Origin of the sequence: Aminobacter sp. MSH1, assembly GCF_003071665.1 — a bacterium.
In the GTDB taxonomy this organism is placed as follows: Bacteria; Pseudomonadota; Alphaproteobacteria; order Rhizobiales; family Rhizobiaceae; genus Aminobacter; species Aminobacter niigataensis.
In genome coordinates, this window is sequence record NZ_CP026265.1 from 607468 (window position 1) to 627545 (window position 20078).

The following is a 20078-nucleotide window of genomic DNA, read 5'->3' on the forward strand; positions in this document are numbered from 1 at the left end:
ACTCAATTGATCAACGAACGGTTGCGGCGCCGGGCACCCGGCAGCGCCCGAACTAGATGAAATCGACGCCGAGCCGGGCAGCCTCGGCACGCAGTTTGTCGAATACGCCTTGATGAAGTGCGACACCCTGGACCAGTGCCTGGCGCTTGCGGCTGGCAGCACTTTCGCCGGGCAGACGGACGCGCTCGACGCCTGGCCGGGGCGGGTTGTTCCGGCAGGCATCGGCCAGCCAGCCGGTCTGGTGCACGAAAGCCGCCTCGCCGGCAAAGGCGCTGGGGTCGATGACCTGCAGGAACACCGAGGCGTTGGTGCCTTCGGGCTTGTCGGCGCGGCCGAAGCCGGCGAGCCCCTGGGTGAGGGCTTCGACCAGGATCGCCAGCGCGTAACCCTTCTGGCCGTGGTCGAGGCCGCCGGCGGGCAAGATGGTGCCGCCGTCGTTCAGCACGTTGGGATCGTCGGTGGGGTTGCCGTCGCGGTCGAGCAGCCACTGGTGCTCGAACTTTCGCCCCTCGGCGATGAGCCGTGAACTCATGTTGTTGGTGGTGATGGAGGCGCTGACGTCGATCAGGATCGGGTCGCCGTCGGTGGGGATGCCGGCGGCGATGGGATTGGGCGTGAAAACGCCGCGCGTGCCGCCGAAGGGGGCGACCGAGGCGCCCGAGGGGCTGGAGCTGGCCAGCAGCACCATGTAGCCGCGATCGGTGGCGCGGGTGAGGTAGGCGGCGAGGCAGCCGATGTGATGGCTGTTGCCGATGGTGATCGTGACGGTGCCATAGGTGGCGGCGCGCTCAACGGCGAGGTCCATGGCGGTAGAGGTGAGCCAGGCGCCGGGCAGGCGCAGTCCATCCCAGGCAACGCAGGCGCCGCGATCGGAAATGATCTTCGGCTGGCCGGCCTTGGTCATGACGCCGTTGCGGATGCTTTCGAGATACCATGGGGCCAGCGCCAGGCCGTGGGTGGTGTGGCCCATCAGGTCGGCCTCGACGAGGATTTCGGCGACCGCATGGGCCTTGTCCGGCTCGAGGCCCGCTGCCTTGAAGAGGGCGAAGGCGAGGTCGGTCAGCGTATCGACGTCGTGGCGCGTGTCATCGGAGGCCATGGTCAAACCCTTGCATAAAGGTTGTGGGCAAGCGGCTCGCCACGGAGGAAGGCAAGCACGTTTTCGGCGATCATGATGGAGACGGCCCGGCGCGCATCTTCGGTGACGCCGGCGACATGCGGCGTCAGCACGACGTTGGGCAGCTGCCACAGCGGGCTTGCGACCGGCGGCTCCTCGGCAAAGCTGTCCAGCCCGGCACCGGCGATGTGGTTAACCTGAAGGGCCGCGATCAGGGCTGGTTCGTCGACCACCTCGCCGCGCGCAGTGTTGACGAGGAAGGCGGTCGGCTTCATCAGCCCGATCTCACGTGCGCCAATCAGCCCGCGCGTGCCCTCGGTCAGCGGACAGTGCAGGCTGACGACGTCGCTTTCAGCAAGCAACATGTCGAGCGATCCGACGCGGGTGACAGCGCCGCCAAAGGCCTCATCCGGCACGAACGGATCGTAGGCCGAAACCTGCATGCCGATCGGAGCGGCCATGCGGGCAAGGATCTGGCCGATCAGGCCGAAGCCGACGAGACCGAGCTTCTGGCAGCGCAGCTCGCGCCCGGCATAGAGCTTCTTGTCCCACAGGCCGTTGCGGATATGGCCGTCCTGGCGCAGGAAATCCTTGGCCAGCGCCAGGATCAGCCCGAGCGCATGCTCGGCCACGGAATGGGCATTGGCGCCGGTCGCCATGATGACGGGGATGCCCAGCGCCTTGGCCGCGGCGACGTCGATGTCGTTGGTGCCGACGCCATGCTTGGCGACGATCTTCAGATTGCGCGATGCGGCGAGCATGTCGGCATCGACCATCTCGACCAGCCGTATCACCAGCGCCGCAGGCTGGTGCCGTTCGATCAGCTCCAACACCTCGGATTTCCGGGGATAAGCCTCGGTCGAAATGCACTCGACCCCGACATTTTCGAACATGGCAAGGCCCTCGGCAGCCATCCGGCCGCCGACCGTAACGATCGTCGTTGTCATCGTTCTTTCCTGTCGTGCCGCAAGCGCGGCTGAAGTTCAGCCGACCCGAGGTCAGCGCGAGAGGTCGAGCACCTTGTTTTCGAACAGGCGGTTGCGCGAGCCTTCGAGATGCTCGCGCATGCGGTCGCGCGCCAGCTCCGCCTCGCCTGCGGCGATGGCATCGCAGATGCCGCGATGTTCGTCATAGACCTGTTCGAGCTTGGTCAGCGGGCCCATCAGCGACAGGCCGTGCAGGTTCATGCCGACGGCGATGTGCTGGCGCAGGGCGTCGAGACAGGCGGTGTAGTAGTGGTTGTTGGCGGCCTCGGCCACCGAACGGTGGAACAGGAAGTCGACGTCGGAGCGGTGGGTCTGGTCTCGCGTCGCGTCGCGGAGCTCGGAAAGTGCTGCGCGCATCTTCTGCATCGCGGCGTCGTCGTGGCGGAGTGCGGCGAAATAGGCAGCCTCGGGCTCGATGGTCAGGCGGAACTCGTAGCAGCGCTGGATGTCGGCGATGGTCTTGACCGGGGAGAAGCCGAGGTTGGTCTTCTGGGTGTCGAAGACGCGGACATAGGTGCCCGAGCCCTGGCGCGAATAGACGAGGCCGACGTCGCGCAGGCGGCCAAGCGCATCGCGCACCACCGGCCGGGAAACGCCCAGCAGCGTCGCCAGATCATGCTCGCCCGGCAGCTTGGAGCCCGACGGGAATTCGCCCGAGACGATGCGCTCCTGCAGCTGGTCGAACACCTTGTCGACCAGCTTGGGCGCCTTGGAGGCGCCCTTGGCGCTGCCGTTGCCCGGCTTTTCGCCTGCCTCGGTCGCGTCAGGCTCTGTTCCGTCCTGCTGCAATTCGGTCGTCATGTGTGTTCCGCCTGTTCCCGGCCCGGCGGTCGCAAGAGATCGGAGAGAACCGCGACCGTCCCGAATCCACCGGATTTTACGACACAGCGCAGCCCCTCGCCATGGCGTGTCGCGATGGTGAACCAGGGCAGGCCCGGCGCCACCTCGCCTTGCGGAAATAGCACGTCGGCGCCAAGCGCGCCAAGTATGGCCAGCGCCGTATCGCCGCCGCCCATAACCAGCGTCGAGGGGCGAAGGCGCTCGACGGCGTTGGCGACCTGCTCGGCGAAACGGGCGGCGATGCGGGCCGGCTCCTCGACCATCTCGCCGATGCAGCGAACGACAACAGGCAAGGTCGTGTCATCGGGAAGCGCGAAGAGGCCGTTGAGGGCGTCCGCGACGCCGGCATCGGGGTTGTCCTGAAGCAGTCGGGCCACTTGCTGGTCGGTGATGGGATCGCGCGAGCCGAAGGCAAACAGCACGTTCCGATCGCTTGTCGGTGCGACGGCGGGCCTGAAATTGGCGTGGAGACGGCGGGCGAAGGCAAGGCCCAGCCCCCTCGCCCCAACGGCAACGGCGTCGCTCCAATCGGTCTCGGCAATCACCCGGTCGAGTTCGCCGTCTGTCGCCGCATTGCGGACGGAAACGCGTCTGGTGGAGCCGGCGAATGCCGGCAGGATCGGCAGCGGCGTTTCGACGCCGCGGCCGACGACGGCGCCATCGCGCGTCGTGCGACCCTGGTCGGGAACCGCAGGTGCCACCACCAGCGCGTTGCGACCCGATGCTTCGGCCAGCGCGTCGGCTTCGGCGCCGACATTGCCCTTCAGGCGCGAGTCGATCTTCTTCATCACGATAGCAGGGGCATGCGGCATCAACCGCTTGGCCACGTCGCGCACCCGGGTCGAGGCGACATCGGCCGGCAGCGCCCGTGAGGCGGTGCTGACGGCAAAAATGTCAGGCTCGCTGGCAAGCGCCTTGGCGGTCGCCTCTGGTGTCATCGCCACCGCCACCTCGAGGCCCGACGCAACGAAGGGCGCCGACGTGTCGAGCGCTCCGGTCAGGTCGTCGGCGACGATGGCGAGCATCAGCGTCATCCCGCCGTTTCCATCCCGACGGCATGGCAGGCCACGTGGTGGCCGGGAACGACCTCGCGCCACTCGGGAACCACCGCGCGGCACTTGTCCATGGCGATCGGGCAGCGCGTGTGGAAGCGGCAGCCGGCCGGCGGGGCCAGCGGGCTCGGCACGTCGCCGACGAGGATCTGCCGCTGACGCGTCTTTTCGAGTTCCGGGTCGGCCTCCGGCACGGCCGAAAGCAGCGCCCTGGTGTAGGGGTGAAGCGGGTTGGAAAAGAGCTGTTCGCGCGTCGCGAGTTCCGCAAGGCGGCCGAGATACATGACCCCGACCCGGTCGCTGATATGGCGCACGACAGCAAGGTCGTGGGCGATGAACAGGTAGGTCAGCCCGTATTTTTCCTGCAGGTCGAGCAAAAGGTTGATGATCTGCGCCTGGACCGAGACGTCGAGGGCCGAAATCGCCTCGTCACAGACGATGAATTTCGGCTGGCAGGCGAGCGCGCGGGCAATCGCCACGCGCTGGCGCTGGCCGCCGGACAGCTCATGCGGATAGCGCGAGGCAAAGCGTGCGGGCAGGCCGACATCGGCCAGCAGACGCGTCACCTTTTCCGGCAATTCGGCCTTGGTGGCGAGCTTGTGGAACAGGATCGGCTCGCCGACGACTTCGCCGATTGTCATGCGCGGGTTGAGTGTCGAATAGGGGTCCTGGAAGACGATCTGCAGTTCGCGGCGATAGGGCCGCATGCGCTTCTCGTCGAGCGAGACGATGTTCTCGCCCTGGAAGATGACTTTACCTGACGTGGCCTTCTGCAGGTTGAGCAAGGTGAAGCCGGTGGTCGACTTGCCACAGCCGGATTCGCCGACCAAGGAAAGCGTTTCGCCGGCGAAGATGTCGAAGTTGACATCGTCGACCGCGTGCACGGTGGCGCCGCGCTCGCCGAAGGCGCCGAGGCGGACGACGAAATGCTTGACGAGGTTCTCGACCTTGATCAGCGGTTCGGCAGCCATCACGCGGCCTCCTTCATCTGGCGCTGGGCTACAAAGCAGGCGACGCGGTGGCCGCTGGTGCCTGCGACCGACTCGAGCACCGGCACGCTCTCATGACAGACGCTTTCTGCCAGAGCGCATCGCGGCGCGAATGGACAGCCCTTGGGACGACGGCCCGGCTCGGGCGGCGTGCCGCCGATCGACGACAGGCGGCTCGCCTGCTCGTCGGAGAGTTTCGGGATCGAGGCGAGCAAGCCGCGTGTGTAGGGATGGGTCGGGCGCGCGAAAAGTTCGCCGACCGGCGCGTCCTCGACCACCGTTCCGGCATAAAGCACGGCGACGCGGTCGACGAGGCCGGCGATCAGCGCGAGGTCGTGGGTGATCCACACCACCGACATGTTGAGCTTCTTGCGCAGGTCCTTCACTAGGTCGACGATCTGCGCCTGGATGGTGACGTCGAGTGCGGTCGTCGGCTCGTCGGCGATCAAAAGTTCCGGGTCGCAGGCAAGACCCATGGCGATCATCACGCGCTGGCGCATGCCGCCGGAGAGTTCGTGTGGATAGGCGGTGATGCGCTGCTCGGGGCCCGGGATCCCGACCAGTCTCAGCAGTTCAATGGCGCGCTTGCGGGCGTCGGCCTTGCTCATGTTGCGATGGTAGATCAGCGGCTCGCAGAGCTGGTCGCCGATGCGCATCACCGGGTTGAGCGAGGTCATCGGGTCCTGGAAGACAAAGCCGATCTTGCCGCCGCGCACCTGGCGCAGCTCCGACTTCGACATCTTGAGGAGATCGCGCCCGGCAAATTCGGCGGTGCCGCCCTTGACCTTGATCTTGTTGGGTAGCAGCCGCACCAGGGAGAGCATGGTCAGGCTCTTGCCGCAGCCGGACTCGCCAACGACGCCGACGGTCTCGCCCTTGCCGACGGTCAAATTGATGCCATCGACGATGATGGCCGGGCCACGGCGGGTTTCGATCTCGATGGTGAGGCCGCGCACGTCGAGCAGCGGCTTGTTGTCTGCGGGAGCGGTCATTTGCTGCCCCTCGGGTTGAGAGCGTCGTTGAGGCCGTCGCCGAGGAAGGAGAAGGCGACGGTGGCGAGGCCGAGCACTGCTGCTGGTGCGGCGAGCAGATGCGGATAGTGCTGCCAGACGCGCAGGCCATCGGAGATCATGTTGCCCCAGCTGGGTGTGGGCGGATTGACGCCGACGCCGAGGAAGGAGAATGCGCTTTCCAGCACCATCGCCGTTCCGAGGCCGGCGCTGACCGAGACGATCAGCGGGCCGATGGCGTTCGGAACGATGTAGCGCATAAGGATCAGGCGATTGGTCAGGCCAAGCGCGCGCGCCGCCGTGACATAGGGCCGGCCGCGGATCGACAGCACCTGGGCGCGCACCAGGCGGGCATAGGGCGGCCAGCTGATCAGGGCCATCGAGCCGAAGACCAGCAGGAAGTCGACCCAGATGGTCTCGCGGTAGAACGGGTTGAGCGTCGCCTGGTAGCGCGCTTCCATCCAGGCGGTGAGCGGCGTCTTGAGCGAGGCATTGATGACGACGACCAGCAACAGGTTGGGCACCGACATGGTCATGTCCGTGAACCACATGACGATGCGGTCGAAGAGGCCGCCGAAATAGCCGGCCATGGCGCCGAGGGTGACGCCGATGACGACGGCGATCGTCGACACGACGATCGCCACGACGAAGGCGGTGCGGGTGCCGTAGACGACGCGGGAGAAGACATCGCGGCCGAGATCGTCGGTGCCGAACAGATGTGCCAGCGACGGCGCCTGGTTGCGGGCGGCGAGGTCCTGGGTCAGGAAGTCGTAAGGCGTGAGCCAGGGACCGACGACGGCGACGAAGGCGAGCAGGATGACGACGGCGAGACCGGCGACCGCCAGCTTGTTGCGCAGCAGGCGGTGCCAGGCATCGCGCCACAGGCTGACGGGGGGCTCGTCGTCGGCCACGGTGGAGGAGAGATTGACGGGGGTCATCGTCATGTCAGCGGCTCCTCATCGTGTCGTTGGCGCGCGGATCGAGCAGCGGATAGAGCACGTCGACCAGAAGGTTCGACAGCATCACCAGGAACGAGCCGATCAGCGTGATGGCCAGGATGACGGGATAATCGGAATTGGTCAGCGCCGAGACGGTGAGGCGACCGAGACCGGGCAGGCCGAACACCAGCTCGACGAAGATGGCGCCGTTGACGATGGTGATCATGATCAGGCCAAGCTGGGTGACGACCGGCGTCAACACGGGCCTGAGAATGTGGCGGAAGGCCACCACCATCTCGGGCACGCCCTTGGCGCGGGCAGTGCGGACGAAATCCTCCGACAGCACCTCGATGACGGCGGCGCGGGTCTGGCGCACGATCAGCGCGATCGGCTGGAACGAAAGAACGAGCAACGGCAGGATGATGCGTGCGTCGAAGATGCCGCCCCAGCCGTAAGGAACGCTGCCGCCGGGCAGGATGAAGATCAGCAGCACCATCAGCAACGGGCCGGCGACATAGGCCGGGATGGCCCAGAGGAACAGCGCCGAGCCGAGGATCGCGTAGTCGATCTTGGTGTTCTGGTTCATCGCCGCGATCATGCCGAGCGGGACGGCAACGATGGCCGTCAGCACGACGGCGCAGAGGCCGAGCTTGAACGAGACCGGAGCTGCCGCCGAAACCATCGCCCACACCGAACGGCCCGAGGTCAGCGAATTGCCGAAATTGCCCTGGATCAGGTTGAGGATATAGCTGCCGAACTGGACGAGAAACGGCCGGTTGAGGCCGGCGGCATCGCGGATCGCCTCGATCTTCTCGGGATTGTAGGCGACGTCGCCGGGGGCGCGCAGGAAGATCAGCTTGATCGGGTCGCCGGCGCCAAAATAGGCCATGGCATAGACGGCCAGCATGACCAGCAGAACGGACGGGATCCACAGCAGCAGCCGTGTTGCAATATAACGCAGCATGGCGGGCGGCCTCCCACCGCTCGGTAAGTTCCAAAGAGGAGCATAACACGGGGGCCGAGCCCCCGTGCGCTTCACCGGGGCATCAGCCGACGGTGATTTCCCAAGGGGCGACAACCTGCCAGTCGAGGTTCTTGTCGATACCCTTCACATTGGCATTGGCCCAGCGCGACATCGCCTGTGCGTACCAGGGGATGAAGGTCCAGTCCTCGCGGAAGGCCTTCTGGGCTTCCTGGGCAAGGGCGATGCGCTGCGGGTCGTCCGCCGCCTTGCTGGCAGCTTCGGCCAGCAACTGGTCGACCTTGTCGTTCTTGTAGCCGCCGAGCTTGTTCTGGGCGTTGGACGAAGTCGAAGCGATCGAGCCGGCGAGATAGCTCGCGGCATCGGGCACGCGGGTGCCGACGTCGTCGCGGAAGATCTGCACCGCGTTCTGGTCCGGGCCGGCATAGGCGTCCTGCTGCGGCTTCATGTCGACGGCGGTGATGCCGAGATTCTGACGCCACTGCTCGGCAATGAACTGGGCCGCTGCCTCGTTGGCCGGCGAGGAGATGCCGACGAACAGGATCTTGGGCAGGCGCTCGGGGCCGCCATAGGTCGACTCGGCGAGCAGTTTCTTGGCGCCTTCCGGATCGTAGGGATAAGGCTCGAAGCCGGAATTGTCGGCGCCGGGCACCGAGTTGAGTATCTGGTCGGTCTTCTTGTGCGGGCCATCGGGGAACGAGGCCTTCATCAGGCCATCGCGGTCGACCGCCATGATCAGCGCCTGGCGCACCTTGGGATCATCCATCGGCGCGCGCTTGGAATTGAACCAGAAGTGCTGGCCGGTCGGGATGATCGGGCCGGCGGCGAAGTCGGCGCCGAGGTCCTGGACGATGGTCGAGGTGACGAGCTCGGTGTGGGCGTTGAATTCGCCCGACTTGAGCAGCGAAGTCGCCGTCACATTGTCCTCGATCGAGGTGATCTCGATGCGGGCGAGCTTGGGCTTCGGGCCGAAGAAGTTCTCGTTCGGCTCGAACACCAGCTTGCCGCCGTCGATGTCGATGCTGGTCAGCTTGAACGGACCGGAATAGACCGCACCTGCATCCGGCGTGAACCAGTCCTGGATCTCGTTGCCGTCTTCGCCGCGCGACTGCGAGGCCTTGGTGATCGGCACGATGTGGTTGGCGACGCGCATGAAATAGATCGGGTCGGCTTCGGTCAGCGTCACGACGACGGTGCCCTCATCAGGCGTGGCGACGCCCGAGATTTCGGTGGCGGTGCCGCCGGTCACCTCGGCGAAGCCAGCGACCTTGGCCAGGACCTGATCGGCGCGCTGGCTCTTGGTGCTGGGCATCGCAGCCACGTTCCACGAACCGGCGACGTCGGCAGAGGTGATCTTGCTGCCGTCGGAGAAGGTCGCCTTGGGGTCGAGCTTGAAGGTCCAGGTCTTGGAGTCGGCCGAGCCTTCCCAGCTGGCGAAGACGTAAGGATGGATCTTGCCTTCGCTGTCGAAATACATCGGCGAGGCCCACCAGGCCGAGTTCCAGCGATAGGGCACGCCGCCGCCGCGCAGTGGCGACCAGTCCTGGTTGAAGGCAGGATTGGCGACCTTCAGCACTTGGCCTTCCTGTGCAAAGACGATCTTGGCATCAAGCCCGAGCAAGGTGAAGCCGACAGCACCGCCCAGGCCGAGCCTGAGCGCATCGCGGCGGGTCATCCCGGCGCGTGGCCGTGCAGTCTCGGAAATCCGTTTCGACATGACATTCCTCCCGTGAAATCCATGAACGGCGATGCTCTGGTCGGATGCAATGGCAGCAGACACGGAAGCGGCAACCGTGGCCGAACAAATGCCGCCATATTGTAAACATGTCAATTCATTTTTTCAGATAGCGTGGCACGAAAATTAGAACTTGGTGAAATGCAGTAAGAAATACCTCACAAAATCAATATTGTACGCGGTAAGCCGGAAGGATCGGCAGCCTGCCGACGGAAAAAGCAACTTGACAACTTCTCTGCTTGCGATCAGTTTCCGACCATAAAGCCAAGTGCAGTTTGCGCCCCCGAGGGGCATGCGCTCGGGAGGATTCCAGCAAGCGGGGTGCCGTACGACCGGTACTGCCTGCGGACAAGACGGACAGGGAGCGATGGCGAGTTCTAGCCGCACGATTGGCATCACCATGGGGGACCCCGCCGGGGTCGGCCCCGAGATCATCTGCAAGTCGCTGGCCGAAATGAATGCCGCCGACCGCGCCACCATGCGCGTCTTCGGCAATCGCGACAGCCTGGAGGCGGCGGCAAGGATTGTCGGCGCGCCGCTGAAATTCGCCTCGGTCTCCGATGGAGCCGACACGGTGGCCGTCGAGCATGTCGCCATCGAGGGCGGCCCAATCGCCTTCGGCAAGATCGACACCCGCGCCGGCGACGCCTCGTTCCGCTTCATCGCCCGCGCAGTGGAAGCGGCGACCGCAGGCGAGATCGGCTGCATCGTCACCGCGCCGATCAACAAGGAAGCGCTGAACCTTGCCGGCCACCATTATGACGGCCACACCGGCATGCTGGCGCATCTCACCCATTCGCGCTCGTCCTGGATGCTGCTCGCCGCCGAACGCATGTCGGTGATCCATGTCTCGACGCATGTATCGCTGCAGGAGGCGATCGCGCGGGTAAAGCCGGAGCGCATTCTCGAGACGATCCGCACCGGCTACCGCCATCTGCGTCGCATCGGCGTCGAATACCCACGCATCGCGGTCGCTGGGCTCAACCCGCATTGTGGCGAGAACGGCCTGTTCGGCACCGAGGACGACGAGTTCATCGCTCCCGCAGTGGCCGCGGCCAAGGCCGAGGGTATCGACGCCTACGGTCCGGTTCCGCCCGACACCGTCTTCCACCGCGCCTATTCGGGCGCCTTCGACCTCGTCGTCGCGCAGTATCACGACCAGGGCCACATCCCGATGAAGCTCGTCGCCTTCGACAGCGGCGTCAACATCTCGCTCGGCCTGCCCATCGACCGCACCTCGGTCGACCACGGCACCGCCTTCGACATTGCCGGGAGCGGCAAGGCCAATCACGTCAACATGAACGCGGCGATCGCCTATGCGCGCAAGCTCGCCGGAACGCCTCGGGTGACCGCATGACCAATTTTGCCATCTCCGGCGTCTTCTCCGCCGCCGCCACGCCGATCAATGCCGACCTTTCGCCCGACCACGGCCTGCTGGCTGCGCACTGCCAAAGGCTGCTCGACGAGGGCTGCCATGGCGTGGCGCTGCTCGGTACCACCGGCGAGGCCAACTCGTTCTCGATCGACGAGCGCAAGGCGATGCTGGAAAGCGTCGTCAAGGCAGGCGTTGCTGCCGACAGACTGATGCCGGGCACTGGCGTCGCCGCCATCCCCGAAACCATCGAGCTGACCCGCCATGCGCTGTCGATCGGTATCGAGAAGGTCGTGATGCTGCCGCCCTTCTACTATAAGGGCGTGTCCGATGGCGGGCTGTTCGACGCCTATGCCCGCATCCTCGAAGGCGTCGCCGACGACCGGCTCAAGGTGGTGCTCTACCACATCCCGCAGGTGTCGGGCATTCCGCTGTCGGTGGAACTCGTCGGGCGGCTGATCGCGGCCTTCCCGAAGACTGTCGTCGGGATCAAGGAATCCAAGGGCGACTTCGCCAACATGCAGGCGCTGGTGAAGGCCAATCCCGGTTTTGCTGTGTTCCCGGGCGCCGATCCGCTGATGCTGCCGCTGCTGCGCGAAGGCGGCGCCGGCTGCATCACCGCCACATCCAACCTGATCGCGGATTCGCTGCGCACGGTGTTCGACCACCAAGCCAACCCGGCTGAAGAAGCCAAGGTCGAGGCGGCGCAGGCGCGCATCAATGCCTGGCGCAACCTCTCCAACAGCTACGCCCAGATCCCGACCATCAAGGCGATGGTCGGCCTGAAGCACGGCGAGAAGGCATGGCAGCGGCTGCGGCCGCCGCTGGTCGGGCTGAGCGACGGCGAGATGGCAGAGCTGAAGCCGCAGCTCGAACAGCTGCCGTAAGGAGGTTTCGATGACCACCACCGCGGCCCCAGCACAATCATCCGCTGCAGGCATGACCCACGCGGATGTTGCCGCGCAGATGGACGGCAAGTTGCACCAGGCGTCTGCGGGACGCACCGACGCCTTCCTGCCGTCGCCGACGGTGCAGAACCACGCCGCGAACCTCAGCCTGCTGCCCGACGGCACGCTCGCCTGCGTCTGGTTCGGCGGCACGATGGAAGGCATGGGCGACATCTCGGTCTACCTGTCGCGTCTGGCACCCGGTTCCGACACTTGGTCGGCACCGGAAAAGATGTCGGACGATGCGCAGAAATCAGAACAGAACCCACTGCTGTTCAACGCGCCTGACGGCAAGGTGTGGCTGCTCTACACCTCGCAAACCTCGGGCCATCAGGACGGTGCGGTGGTCAAGCGGCGCATCTCCAATGACGGCGGCAAGAGCTTCGGCGAGGTGTCGGTGCTCTGCGACATCCCCGGCACCTTCGTGCGCCAACCGATCATCGTCAATGATCGCGGCGAGTGGCTGCTGCCGGTGTTCCGCTGCATCGGCCGACCGGGGACGCGCTGGAGCGGCGATGTCGACACCGCTGCCGTGCTCATCTCCACCGATGCCGGCACAAGCTGGACCATGCATGACGTGCCCGACAGCATCGGCGCCGTGCACATGAACATCGTGCCGCTCGGCGGTGACGAGATGGTAGCGCTTTACCGCAACCGCTTCTCCGAGCAGGTGCTGCGCAGCCGCTCGCATGACGGCGGCCGCCGTTGGAGCGCCCCTGAAACGACCGAGCTGCCCAACAACAACTCGTCCATTCAGGCCGTGCGAACAGGCGATGGCCGCATTGCCATCGTGTACAACCACGCCAATGCGTCGATGTCGGATGACCGGCGCCTTTCGCTCTATGACGAGATCGAGGGCGACGAGCCGGTCGCGACCGAGCCTGCTGCCGAGCCGGAGGGCCGCAAGGCCGTCTGGGGCGTGCCGCGCGCGCCGCTCAGCCTCGCCTTCTCGTCCGATGGCGGCGCAACCTTCGGCGAACGGATCGACCTCGAGACCGGCGATGGCTTCTGCCTGACCAACAATTCGAAGGACGGGCTGAACCGCGAGTTTTCCTACCCGTCGATCCTGGCGACTGACGACGGCACGATCCATGTCGCCTTCACCTATTTCCGGCGCGCCATCAAGTACGTCCGCCTCTCCCCGGCCGACAGCTGATGCGTGATCGCGGCGACCATATCCAGCAGGAGCATAGACGATGACCGGTCTCAGCACGCCCATATCGATCGTTCGGCCGCCGGTCATCGAATTCGGTCCCGGCGTGATTTCGCGGCTTGCCGGCTGGGTGAAGGCGCGCAACGTCAAGAAGGCACTCGTCGTTGCCGACGCCTTCAACGCCACGCGCGTGGCGACACTCGATCTCGGCATCGAAACCGTCGTCTTCGGCGAAGTGCGCCCCGAGCCTGACCTGCCCAATCTCGAAAAAGTGCTGGAACTTGCCGCGCTGTCGCAAGCCGACCTGATCGTCGGTTTCGGCGGTGGCAGCGCGATGGATCTCGCCAAGCTCGTCTCGGTGATGGCCGGTAGCGGGCAGCGGCTGCAGGACATCGTCGGCGTCGGCAAGGCGGCCAAGCGCCGGGTCGCGCTCGCTCAGGTGCCGACGACGTCGGGCACCGGCAGCGAGGCCGGCATTCGCGCCCTCGTCACCGATCCCGTAACGCAGGCCAAGCTCGCCGTCGAAAGCATCGAAATGCTGGCCGACATCGCCGTCGTCGACCCGGCGCTGACGATGACCGTGCCACCGGCCGTCACCGCCGCCACCGGCGTCGATGCCATGGCCCATTGCGTCGAGGCCTACACCAACAAGAAGGCGCATCCGATGATCGACCTCTACGCGCTGGAAGGCGTGAAGCTGGTCGGCCGCTATCTCGCCCGCGCGGTGAAGGACGGCAGCGACGTCGAGGCCCGCGCCGGGCTGGCGCTCGCCTCGCTCTATGGCGGCTTCTGCCTCGGCCCGGTCAACACCGCCGGCGGCCATGCGCTCGCCTATCCGCTGGGCACGCGCTGGCACATCGCCCATGGTGCGGCCAACGCGCTGATATTCCCGCATGTGCTCGCCTTCAACCTACCGGCGGCCTCGGAAAAGACGAGCCATATCCTGTCGGCCCTCGGGCTGCCGGAGGCCCATGCCGTGCAGGACGTGTTCGGGTCGACGCATGACTATTGCGCCTCGCTCGGCATCGAGATGCGGCTGTCCCAGCTCGGCGTGCCGGAGAACGACCTGGAGACGATGGCAGACGACGCCTTCGCCATCCGCCGTCTGCTCGACAACAACCCGCGCGAACTGGCGCGAGGCGACATCCTGTCGATCTACCGGACGGCCTACTGAGGCCGCGGCTGCCGGGGACTATTCGACCGGACGTTCGTCGGCGATGACCTTGCCGTCATTGGGAAGTCTGCCAAGGGCGACGATCTCGACGGCGCCCTTCATCTTGGTCGCGGCCTGCAATGCCACCTCGAGCTCCGCACGGAGTTCGTCGCTCGCCGCGCCGGCTTCGGCCTTGAGCAGCATCGTGTCCTGTGCGCCGTCGCGGCCGACGACGAGACGAAGCCGGCCGAGGCCGGGAAACCTGCGTCCGATGGCGGCAACCTGGGCCGGGTCGACGAACATGCCCTTGACCTTGGTGCGCTGGTCGGCGCGGCCCATCCAGCCGGCGAGCCGAATGTTGGTACGGCCGCAGGAGCTGAGGCCGGAGAGCACCCGCGACAGGTCGCCGGTGCCGAAACGCAGCAAGGGATATTCCGGGACGAGGCGTGTGACCACGACCTCGCCAACCTCGCCATCGGCCACAGCCTCGCCAGTGCCCGGGCGTACGATCTCGACGATCAGTCCCTCGTTGACCACCAGGCCCGAGCGCGCCGTGGTTTCATAGGCGGCGACGCCGAGTTCTGCGCTGGCATAGGCCTGATAGGCGTCGATGCCGGCACCGGCGATCTCCTGCTGCAGCGAGGCCGGGAACGCGGCACCCGAAACCAAGGCGTGGCGGAACGGGCTGGCGGCACCGGTGGCGCTCAAGCGGTCGAGCAGAATCTTCAGGAAGTCGGGCGTGCCGATATAGCCGGACGGCCTAAGCGCCACGATCGCCTCGACCTGCTGGTCGGTGTTGCCGACGCCGGCCGGGATCACCGCGCAGCCGAGCGCATGGGCACCCGATTCCATCATGTGTCCGCCCGGCGTCAGGTGGTAGCTGAAGGCATTGTGGACGATGTCTTCCCGACGCATGCCGGCAGAGAAAAGGGCCCGCGCCGCACCCCACCAGTCGTCGCCGCGGCCTTCGGGATCGAAGATTGGCCCGGGGGAGACGAGCAGGCGCTTCAGCGCGCCAGGCCTGACGGGCGACAGGCCGGCGAAGGGCGGATTCTTGGCCTGCAAGGCAAGCAGGTCGCCCTTGCGGATGACCGGCACCTGCTGGAGCGCTGCACGGTCGATAAGGCTCGCAAACGCAATGCCCTCGAGCTGCTGGCGCAGCGCCGGCGCGCCGGCTTGCGAGGTCTCGAGCAGCGAACGCAACCTGGCAAAAAGTGCGGCCTCGCGGACGGCCGGATCCTGGGTTTCCGCGGCATCGTAATGTGCGTTCGTGACCATGGTTCACCTAGGTTCTGGACGATGAGGGCGCGCCGCCCAACGGCATGACCGCGCAGCACCCGGAAAATGAAGCGGTTCAGGCGAGCCAGCGCTTGCGCCGCTTGTAGCTCTTGACCTCGCGGAACGACTTGCGGCCCTCGCCGCCGATGCCGAGATAGAATTCCTTGACGTCCTCGTTGTCGCGCAACGAGGCGGCGTCGCCATCCATGACGATGCGGCCGGTTTCCATGATGTAGCCGTAGGTGGCGTATTTCAGCGCCATGTTGGTGTTCTGCTCGGCCACCAGGAACGACACGCCCTGCTTGTCGTTCAGGTCCTTGACGATCTCGAAGATCTCGTCGACCACCTGCGGCGCGAGCCCCATCGACGGCTCGTCGAGCAGGATCATCTTGGGACGGCTCATCATGGCGCGGCCGATGGCGCACATCTGCTGCTCGCCGCCCGAGGTGTAGCCGGCCATCGACGATCGGCGCTGCCTCAGCCGGGGGAAGTAGTCGTAGATCATGTCGAGGTCGTCACGGATGGCGCGGTTGCCGTCGCGCCGCGTGAAGGCACCGGCGAGCAGGTTTTCCTCGATGCTGAGATGGCCAAAGCAGTGCCGCCCCTCCATCACCTGGATGCAGCCGCGCCGCACCAACTCGTTCGGGCTGAGGCTGTCGACACGTTCGCCGTCGAACTCGATCGAGCCCTTGGTGACCTCGCCGCGCTCGGCATGCAGAAGATTTGAGATCGCCTTCAGCGTCGTCGTCTTGCCGGCGCCATTGGCGCCGAGGATGGCGACGATGCCGCCCTGCGGGACAGTGAGCGACACGCCCTTGAGAACGAGGATGACGTGATCGTAGATCACCTCGATGTTGTTGACCGACAGCATCGGGCGGGCCGGCTCGACCGCGTTGGAAGCATGTTCAGACATCAGCAAGCTCCGGGACAAAGGTCCCTCCCCCCTGACGGGGAAGGGACAGGGTTCAAGCTGCAGCCTTACGAGGCGTCGCAGGCCTCGGCGCGGGCCGGCCACGGCGCGTTCTTCTCGGCATAGGCCTTGGCGTCGGCATCGAGCAGCGGTCCGACCTTGTCGCTCATCGGCGCGATGTAGTCGGATACCTTCTCGTAGGTGGTGCCGTTCCAGCTCTGGACGAAGGTCGAGAAGTGGCCGTTGTGGTCGGCGCAGGAGAGCTTGACCGCACCGGTGAAGCCTTCGAGGCCGATTTCCTTGAGCCGCGCGTCATCGATGTTGAGGCCTTCCAGGCCGCGGCGAACATCCTCGCCGGTGACCGCCTTCTTGCCGGTGATCTCCTGCGCCTTGCGGATCGCCTCGGCGATCAGCATCGAATTGTAGATGCCGCGGTTGTAGAGAACCTGGCCGACCTTGTCCTTGCCAGAAACCTGGCTTTTGCCGGCATCGACGACGTGCTTCTGGATGTCGGCGAGAAGCGGGAAGTCCGCACCCACGGCATGCCAGTTCAGCGTCTTGAAGCCCTTTGCGCCGTCGCCGGCACCCTTGGCGTCATCCTCGCTCGGCCACCAGATCGAGATGAACTTCTCCATCGGGTAGTTGGTCTTCACCGCTTCCTTGACGGCGGTGGCATTCAGCGCGCCCCAGCCGTAGAGGATCATGTAGTCGGGCTTGTCGCGGCGAACGCTCAGCCACTGCGACGACTGGTTCTGCATGTCGGCGGCGGCCACCGGATAGAGCTTGGCCTCGAAGCCGAGTTCCTTCGACAGCTGCTCGATCAGCGGCAGCGGCTCGCGGCCGAAGCTGGCATCGAGATAGATGTAGCCGATCTTCTTGCCCTTGAGCTTGTCGATGCCGCCGCCTTCCTGGGTGGCGATGTATTGCAGGATCTGGGTGAAGCCGTCCCAGTAGGTTGCCGGCGGGTTGAAGATCCAGGGGAAGGTGTCGCCCTTGGCCGAGGCCGACAGGCCGTAGGCCATCGACAGCACCGGGATCTTGTCCACGGCGGCCTTGGGGATCAGCGGCAAGGTGATGCCTGTCGACCACGGATTGACGATCACCGGCTTCTTGGGCTTCACCGATTCATAACATTCGAGGCCCTTCTTGGTGTCGTAGCCGGTCTCGCACTCCTCAACGATCAGCTTGACGCCGCCGATGCCGCCGTCGCGCTCGTTGAGAAGCGTCAGGTAGTCGTGCATGCCGTTGGCGATCGGCGTTCCGGACCCGGCAAACGGGCCGGTGCGATAGGTGAACAGCGGCACGTAGATCGATTCTTCCTGGGCCTGCGCGCCGTGCACGGCCGGCAAGGTCAGCGATGCTGCTGCAGAAAGTGCGTATAGCCAGTTCTTGAGCGACATTTCGTTCTCCTCCCTACTTCTTTTGCATTTCCGTCTTGTGCATGGCCCCTAGTAAGGGAAGGGCCACACACGAAGCTTCTGCTTGGCGATCTGCCAGAGCCGCGCGAGGCCGTGCGGTTCGACGATCAGGAAAAAGATGATGAGGGCGCCGACGATCAGATACGTCAGGTGCTCCACCGTTGCGGCGGCGATGGGCAGGCCAAGCGCCTCGGGCAGCATGCGGATGACGATCGGCAGGATGTGGATCAGCGCTGCGCCGAAGAAGCTGCCGATCATCGAGCCGAGGCCACCGATGATGACCATGAACAGCAGCAAGAACGACAGCTTGATGTCGAAGGCGGACGGCTCGGCGGCCCCGAGCCAGAGGAAGACCATGAGCGCGCCCGAAACACCGCAGTAGAAGGACGACACCGCAAACGCCAGCAGCTTTGCCGGCAGCAGCCGGATGCCCATCAGCTGCGCTGCAATGTCCATGTCGCGCACCGCCATCCAGGTGCGGCCGATCCTGCCATGGACGATGTTGGAAGCGAGCAGGGTCATGACGACGACGATGACCAGCACCACGAGGTAGCGCGTGACGGGCGTCGCGGAGGGGCCGGTGATGGCCAGGCCGAACAGCGTGCGGGCCGGCACTTCGATGGCTCCGGACGGATTGTCGTTGTAGAGCCAGCTGATGCGCACGAAGCACCACTGCAGGAAGAACTGCGCGGCCAGCGTCGCGACCGCCAGGTAGAAGCCCTTGATGCGCAGCGAGGGCAGGCCGAACAGCACGCCGATGCCTGCGGCGAAGAAGCCCGAGCAGAGGATCCAGACCAGGATGTTGACGCCTGGAAAAATGGTCGACAGCTTGTAGGCCGAATAGGCGCCGACCCCCATGAAGGCGGCCGAGCCGAGGGAGAGCAGTCCGGTGTAGCCGACAAGGATGTTGAGCCCGATTGCGCCGAGCGACAGGATCAGGAACGGCACCATCACAGAGGCAAGCAGGAACTCGTTGCCGAACAGCGGCACCGCGACGAAGGCAATGAGCAGGATGAAGGCCAGGCCGAGCCGGTCCTGCAGGATCGGGAACACCGCCTGGTCGGCCGCGTAGCTTTGCTTGAACTGGCCCGTCTCGCGATAGAACATCTGGTCAGATCCGCTCGATTATCTTGTCGCCGAACAGGCCCTGCGGCCGATACAGCAGAAACAGCAGGGCAATGGCATAGGCAAACCAGCTCTCGATGCCGCCGCCGAGCAGAGGGCCCCAGTAGAATTCGCCGAGCTTTTCGCCGATCCCGATGATCAGCCCGCCGACGATCGCGCCGGGCACCGAGGTCAGCCCGCCCAGCACCAGCACCGGCAGCGCCTTGAGCGCCACGATCTCGAGCGCGAAGGAGACGTCGGAACGGGCGCCCCACATGATGCCGGTCACCAGTGCGACCAGGCCTGCGGCGAACCACACGATGACCCAGATCTGGTTGAGCGATATGCCGACCGAAAGCGCTGCCTTGTGGCTGTCGGCAACGGCGCGCAAGGCCCGGCCGATGCGGGTCTTCTGGAAGAACAGGGCGAGCCCGACGATCATCACGGAGGCGATGACGGCGGCGGCGATGTCGATCTTCTGGAAGCTCACCAGTCCACCCAGCATCTCGACGTCGACCGAGCCGCTGGGCAGGAACAGCTCGCTTGCGATCATCTGCTTGGGGTCGCCGCCGAACACCATCTCGCCGAAGCCGATCAGCACATAGGTGATGCCGAACGTCGCCATGAACAGGATGATGTCGGGCTGGTTGACCAGCGGCCGCAGCACGGCGCGCTCGACCAGCATCGCCAGAACGAACATCACGCCCGCCGTCAGGATCAGCGCGACGAAGGCCGCGGTGTGGCCGGAAAAGCCCGCGGCCGAAAACTTCTCGTAGAAGCCGACGAGGGTAAGCGCCGAAAACACGACCATGATGCCCTGGGCGAAGTTGAACACGCCCGACGCCTTGAAGATGAGCACGAAGCCAAGGGCGATCAGCGCATAGAGGACGCCCGACACCAGCCCCTCCCACAGGGTCTGGACCAAAAGGTCGGGCATCTGCACCATCTGCACGAAGGGATCGATGAAGATGTTGTAGAGCATCGGTCTCCCTTCCTCACCCGGCCCGGCGTGCCGAGCAGGCCCAGCGGCATTCCGAGCCGTCTGCCATCGTTTCTGCTGCCGTGCGTCTCGTGTTCATGCGGATTTTTCCTCC

General features: G+C 65.4%; 18 protein-coding genes. 4 read left to right on the forward strand and 14 right to left on the reverse strand.

Annotated elements, in window-relative coordinates:
• Positions 1 to 52: 52 nt before the first annotated feature.
• From CO731_RS02925 to CO731_RS02965, 9 genes are all read right to left on the reverse strand, one after another.
• A complete protein-coding gene (locus tag CO731_RS02925) occupies positions 53 to 1099 on the reverse strand; it encodes an Ldh family oxidoreductase (protein WP_108605883.1) in 1047 nt (348 codons plus the stop codon).
• A gap of 2 nt (positions 1100 to 1101) precedes the next feature.
• Complete coding sequence (locus CO731_RS02930) at positions 1102 to 2064, reverse strand: hydroxyacid dehydrogenase (protein ID WP_108605884.1); 963 nt, start codon at positions 2062 to 2064, stop codon at positions 1102 to 1104.
• A gap of 51 nt (positions 2065 to 2115) precedes the next feature.
• Entirely contained in the window at positions 2116 to 2904 is a 789-nt protein-coding gene (locus CO731_RS02935) for a FadR/GntR family transcriptional regulator (RefSeq protein ID WP_108605885.1), read from the reverse strand.
• A complete protein-coding gene (locus CO731_RS02940) occupies positions 2901 to 3977 on the reverse strand; it encodes a four-carbon acid sugar kinase family protein (protein ID WP_108605886.1) in 1077 nt (358 codons plus the stop codon). Before CO731_RS02940 ends, CO731_RS02935 begins: the two co-directional genes overlap by 4 nt.
• A complete protein-coding gene (locus tag CO731_RS02945; RefSeq protein WP_108605887.1) occupies positions 3974 to 4966 on the reverse strand; it encodes an ABC transporter ATP-binding protein in 993 nt (330 codons plus the stop codon). The genes CO731_RS02940 and CO731_RS02945 overlap by 4 nt, the downstream gene beginning before the upstream one ends.
• Positions 4966 to 5976, reverse strand: a complete 1011-nt coding sequence (locus CO731_RS02950) for an ABC transporter ATP-binding protein (RefSeq protein ID WP_108605888.1) — start codon at positions 5974 to 5976, stop codon at positions 4966 to 4968. The genes CO731_RS02945 and CO731_RS02950 overlap by 1 nt, the downstream gene beginning before the upstream one ends.
• Positions 5973 to 6932 (reverse strand): ABC transporter permease, encoded by a 960-nt coding sequence (locus CO731_RS02955; protein ID WP_108609598.1) that lies wholly within the window; start codon positions 6930 to 6932, stop codon positions 5973 to 5975. Before CO731_RS02955 ends, CO731_RS02950 begins: the two co-directional genes overlap by 4 nt.
• A gap of 7 nt (positions 6933 to 6939) precedes the next feature.
• Positions 6940 to 7896, reverse strand: a complete 957-nt coding sequence (locus CO731_RS02960; RefSeq protein WP_108605889.1) for an ABC transporter permease — start codon at positions 7894 to 7896, stop codon at positions 6940 to 6942.
• Positions 7897 to 7978: 82 nt separating this feature from the next.
• A complete protein-coding gene (locus tag CO731_RS02965) occupies positions 7979 to 9631 on the reverse strand; it encodes an ABC transporter substrate-binding protein (RefSeq protein ID WP_108605890.1) in 1653 nt (550 codons plus the stop codon).
• Between the two features lie 385 nt (positions 9632 to 10016).
• Here CO731_RS02965 and pdxA point away from each other — a divergent pair, with 385 nt between their 5' ends.
• The 4 genes from pdxA to CO731_RS02985 all read left to right on the forward strand — a co-directional run bounded on the left by pdxA (position 10017) and on the right by CO731_RS02985 (position 14295).
• Positions 10017 to 11006, forward strand: a complete 990-nt coding sequence (pdxA, locus tag CO731_RS02970) for a 4-hydroxythreonine-4-phosphate dehydrogenase PdxA (protein WP_199914547.1) — start codon at positions 10017 to 10019, stop codon at positions 11004 to 11006.
• Positions 11003 to 11908 carry a dihydrodipicolinate synthase family protein gene (locus CO731_RS02975; RefSeq protein ID WP_108605892.1) on the forward strand — a complete coding sequence of 302 codons (906 nt, stop codon included), beginning with the start codon at positions 11003 to 11005 and terminating at the stop codon, positions 11906 to 11908. Before pdxA ends, CO731_RS02975 begins: the two co-directional genes overlap by 4 nt.
• Before the next feature lie 79 nt (positions 11909 to 11987).
• A complete protein-coding gene (locus CO731_RS02980; protein ID WP_108609599.1) occupies positions 11988 to 13124 on the forward strand; it encodes an exo-alpha-sialidase in 1137 nt (378 codons plus the stop codon).
• A gap of 40 nt (positions 13125 to 13164) precedes the next feature.
• Positions 13165 to 14295 carry an iron-containing alcohol dehydrogenase gene (locus tag CO731_RS02985; RefSeq protein ID WP_108605893.1) on the forward strand — a complete coding sequence of 377 codons (1131 nt, stop codon included), beginning with the start codon at positions 13165 to 13167 and terminating at the stop codon, positions 14293 to 14295.
• Between the two features lie 18 nt (positions 14296 to 14313).
• Here the strand turns inward: CO731_RS02985 and CO731_RS02990 are convergent, their stop codons facing one another.
• From CO731_RS02990 to CO731_RS03010, 5 genes are all read right to left on the reverse strand, one after another.
• The gene (locus CO731_RS02990) at positions 14314 to 15552 is read right to left on the reverse strand and encodes an AMP-binding protein (RefSeq protein ID WP_108605894.1); all 1239 of its coding nucleotides are present in this window, start codon (positions 15550 to 15552) and stop codon (positions 14314 to 14316) included.
• A 76-nt stretch (positions 15553 to 15628) separates the two neighbouring features.
• Entirely contained in the window at positions 15629 to 16465 is an 837-nt protein-coding gene (locus CO731_RS02995) for an ABC transporter ATP-binding protein (protein ID WP_108605895.1), read from the reverse strand.
• Between the two features lie 65 nt (positions 16466 to 16530).
• Positions 16531 to 17862 carry an ABC transporter substrate-binding protein gene (locus CO731_RS03000; RefSeq protein ID WP_108605896.1) on the reverse strand — a complete coding sequence of 444 codons (1332 nt, stop codon included), beginning with the start codon at positions 17860 to 17862 and terminating at the stop codon, positions 16531 to 16533.
• 48 nt (positions 17863 to 17910) lie between these two features.
• The gene (locus tag CO731_RS03005; protein ID WP_108605897.1) at positions 17911 to 18987 is read right to left on the reverse strand and encodes a branched-chain amino acid ABC transporter permease; all 1077 of its coding nucleotides are present in this window, start codon (positions 18985 to 18987) and stop codon (positions 17911 to 17913) included.
• Positions 18988 to 18991: 4 nt separating this feature from the next.
• Positions 18992 to 19966 carry a branched-chain amino acid ABC transporter permease gene (locus CO731_RS03010; protein ID WP_108605898.1) on the reverse strand — a complete coding sequence of 325 codons (975 nt, stop codon included), beginning with the start codon at positions 19964 to 19966 and terminating at the stop codon, positions 18992 to 18994.
• Positions 19967 to 20078: the final 112 nt, after the last annotated feature.

Coding starts and splice junctions, on each gene's coding strand:
- CO731_RS02925 (WP_108605883.1), bottom strand. CDS start 1,099: ATGGCCTCCGATGACACGCGCCACGACGTCGATACGCTGACCGACCTC.
- CO731_RS02930 (WP_108605884.1), bottom strand. CDS start 2,064: ATGACAACGACGATCGTTACGGTCGGCGGCCGGATGGCTGCCGAGGGC.
- CO731_RS02935 (WP_108605885.1), bottom strand. CDS start 2,904: ATGACGACCGAATTGCAGCAGGACGGAACAGAGCCTGACGCGACCGAG.
- CO731_RS02940 (WP_108605886.1), bottom strand. CDS start 3,977: ATGACGCTGATGCTCGCCATCGTCGCCGACGACCTGACCGGAGCGCTC.
- CO731_RS02945 (WP_108605887.1), bottom strand. CDS start 4,966: ATGGCTGCCGAACCGCTGATCAAGGTCGAGAACCTCGTCAAGCATTTC.
- CO731_RS02950 (WP_108605888.1), bottom strand. CDS start 5,976: ATGACCGCTCCCGCAGACAACAAGCCGCTGCTCGACGTGCGCGGCCTC.
- CO731_RS02955 (WP_108609598.1), bottom strand. CDS start 6,932: ATGACCCCCGTCAATCTCTCCTCCACCGTGGCCGACGACGAGCCCCCC.
- CO731_RS02960 (WP_108605889.1), bottom strand. CDS start 7,896: ATGCTGCGTTATATTGCAACACGGCTGCTGCTGTGGATCCCGTCCGTT.
- CO731_RS02965 (WP_108605890.1), bottom strand. CDS start 9,631: ATGTCGAAACGGATTTCCGAGACTGCACGGCCACGCGCCGGGATGACC.
- pdxA (WP_199914547.1), top strand. CDS start 10,017: ATGGCGAGTTCTAGCCGCACGATTGGCATCACCATGGGGGACCCCGCC.
- CO731_RS02975 (WP_108605892.1), top strand. CDS start 11,003: ATGACCAATTTTGCCATCTCCGGCGTCTTCTCCGCCGCCGCCACGCCG.
- CO731_RS02980 (WP_108609599.1), top strand. CDS start 11,988: ATGGACGGCAAGTTGCACCAGGCGTCTGCGGGACGCACCGACGCCTTC.
- CO731_RS02985 (WP_108605893.1), top strand. CDS start 13,165: ATGACCGGTCTCAGCACGCCCATATCGATCGTTCGGCCGCCGGTCATC.
- CO731_RS02990 (WP_108605894.1), bottom strand. CDS start 15,552: ATGGTCACGAACGCACATTACGATGCCGCGGAAACCCAGGATCCGGCC.
- CO731_RS02995 (WP_108605895.1), bottom strand. CDS start 16,465: ATGTCTGAACATGCTTCCAACGCGGTCGAGCCGGCCCGCCCGATGCTG.
- CO731_RS03000 (WP_108605896.1), bottom strand. CDS start 17,862: ATGTCGCTCAAGAACTGGCTATACGCACTTTCTGCAGCAGCATCGCTG.
- CO731_RS03005 (WP_108605897.1), bottom strand. CDS start 18,987: ATGTTCTATCGCGAGACGGGCCAGTTCAAGCAAAGCTACGCGGCCGAC.
- CO731_RS03010 (WP_108605898.1), bottom strand. CDS start 19,966: ATGCTCTACAACATCTTCATCGATCCCTTCGTGCAGATGGTGCAGATG.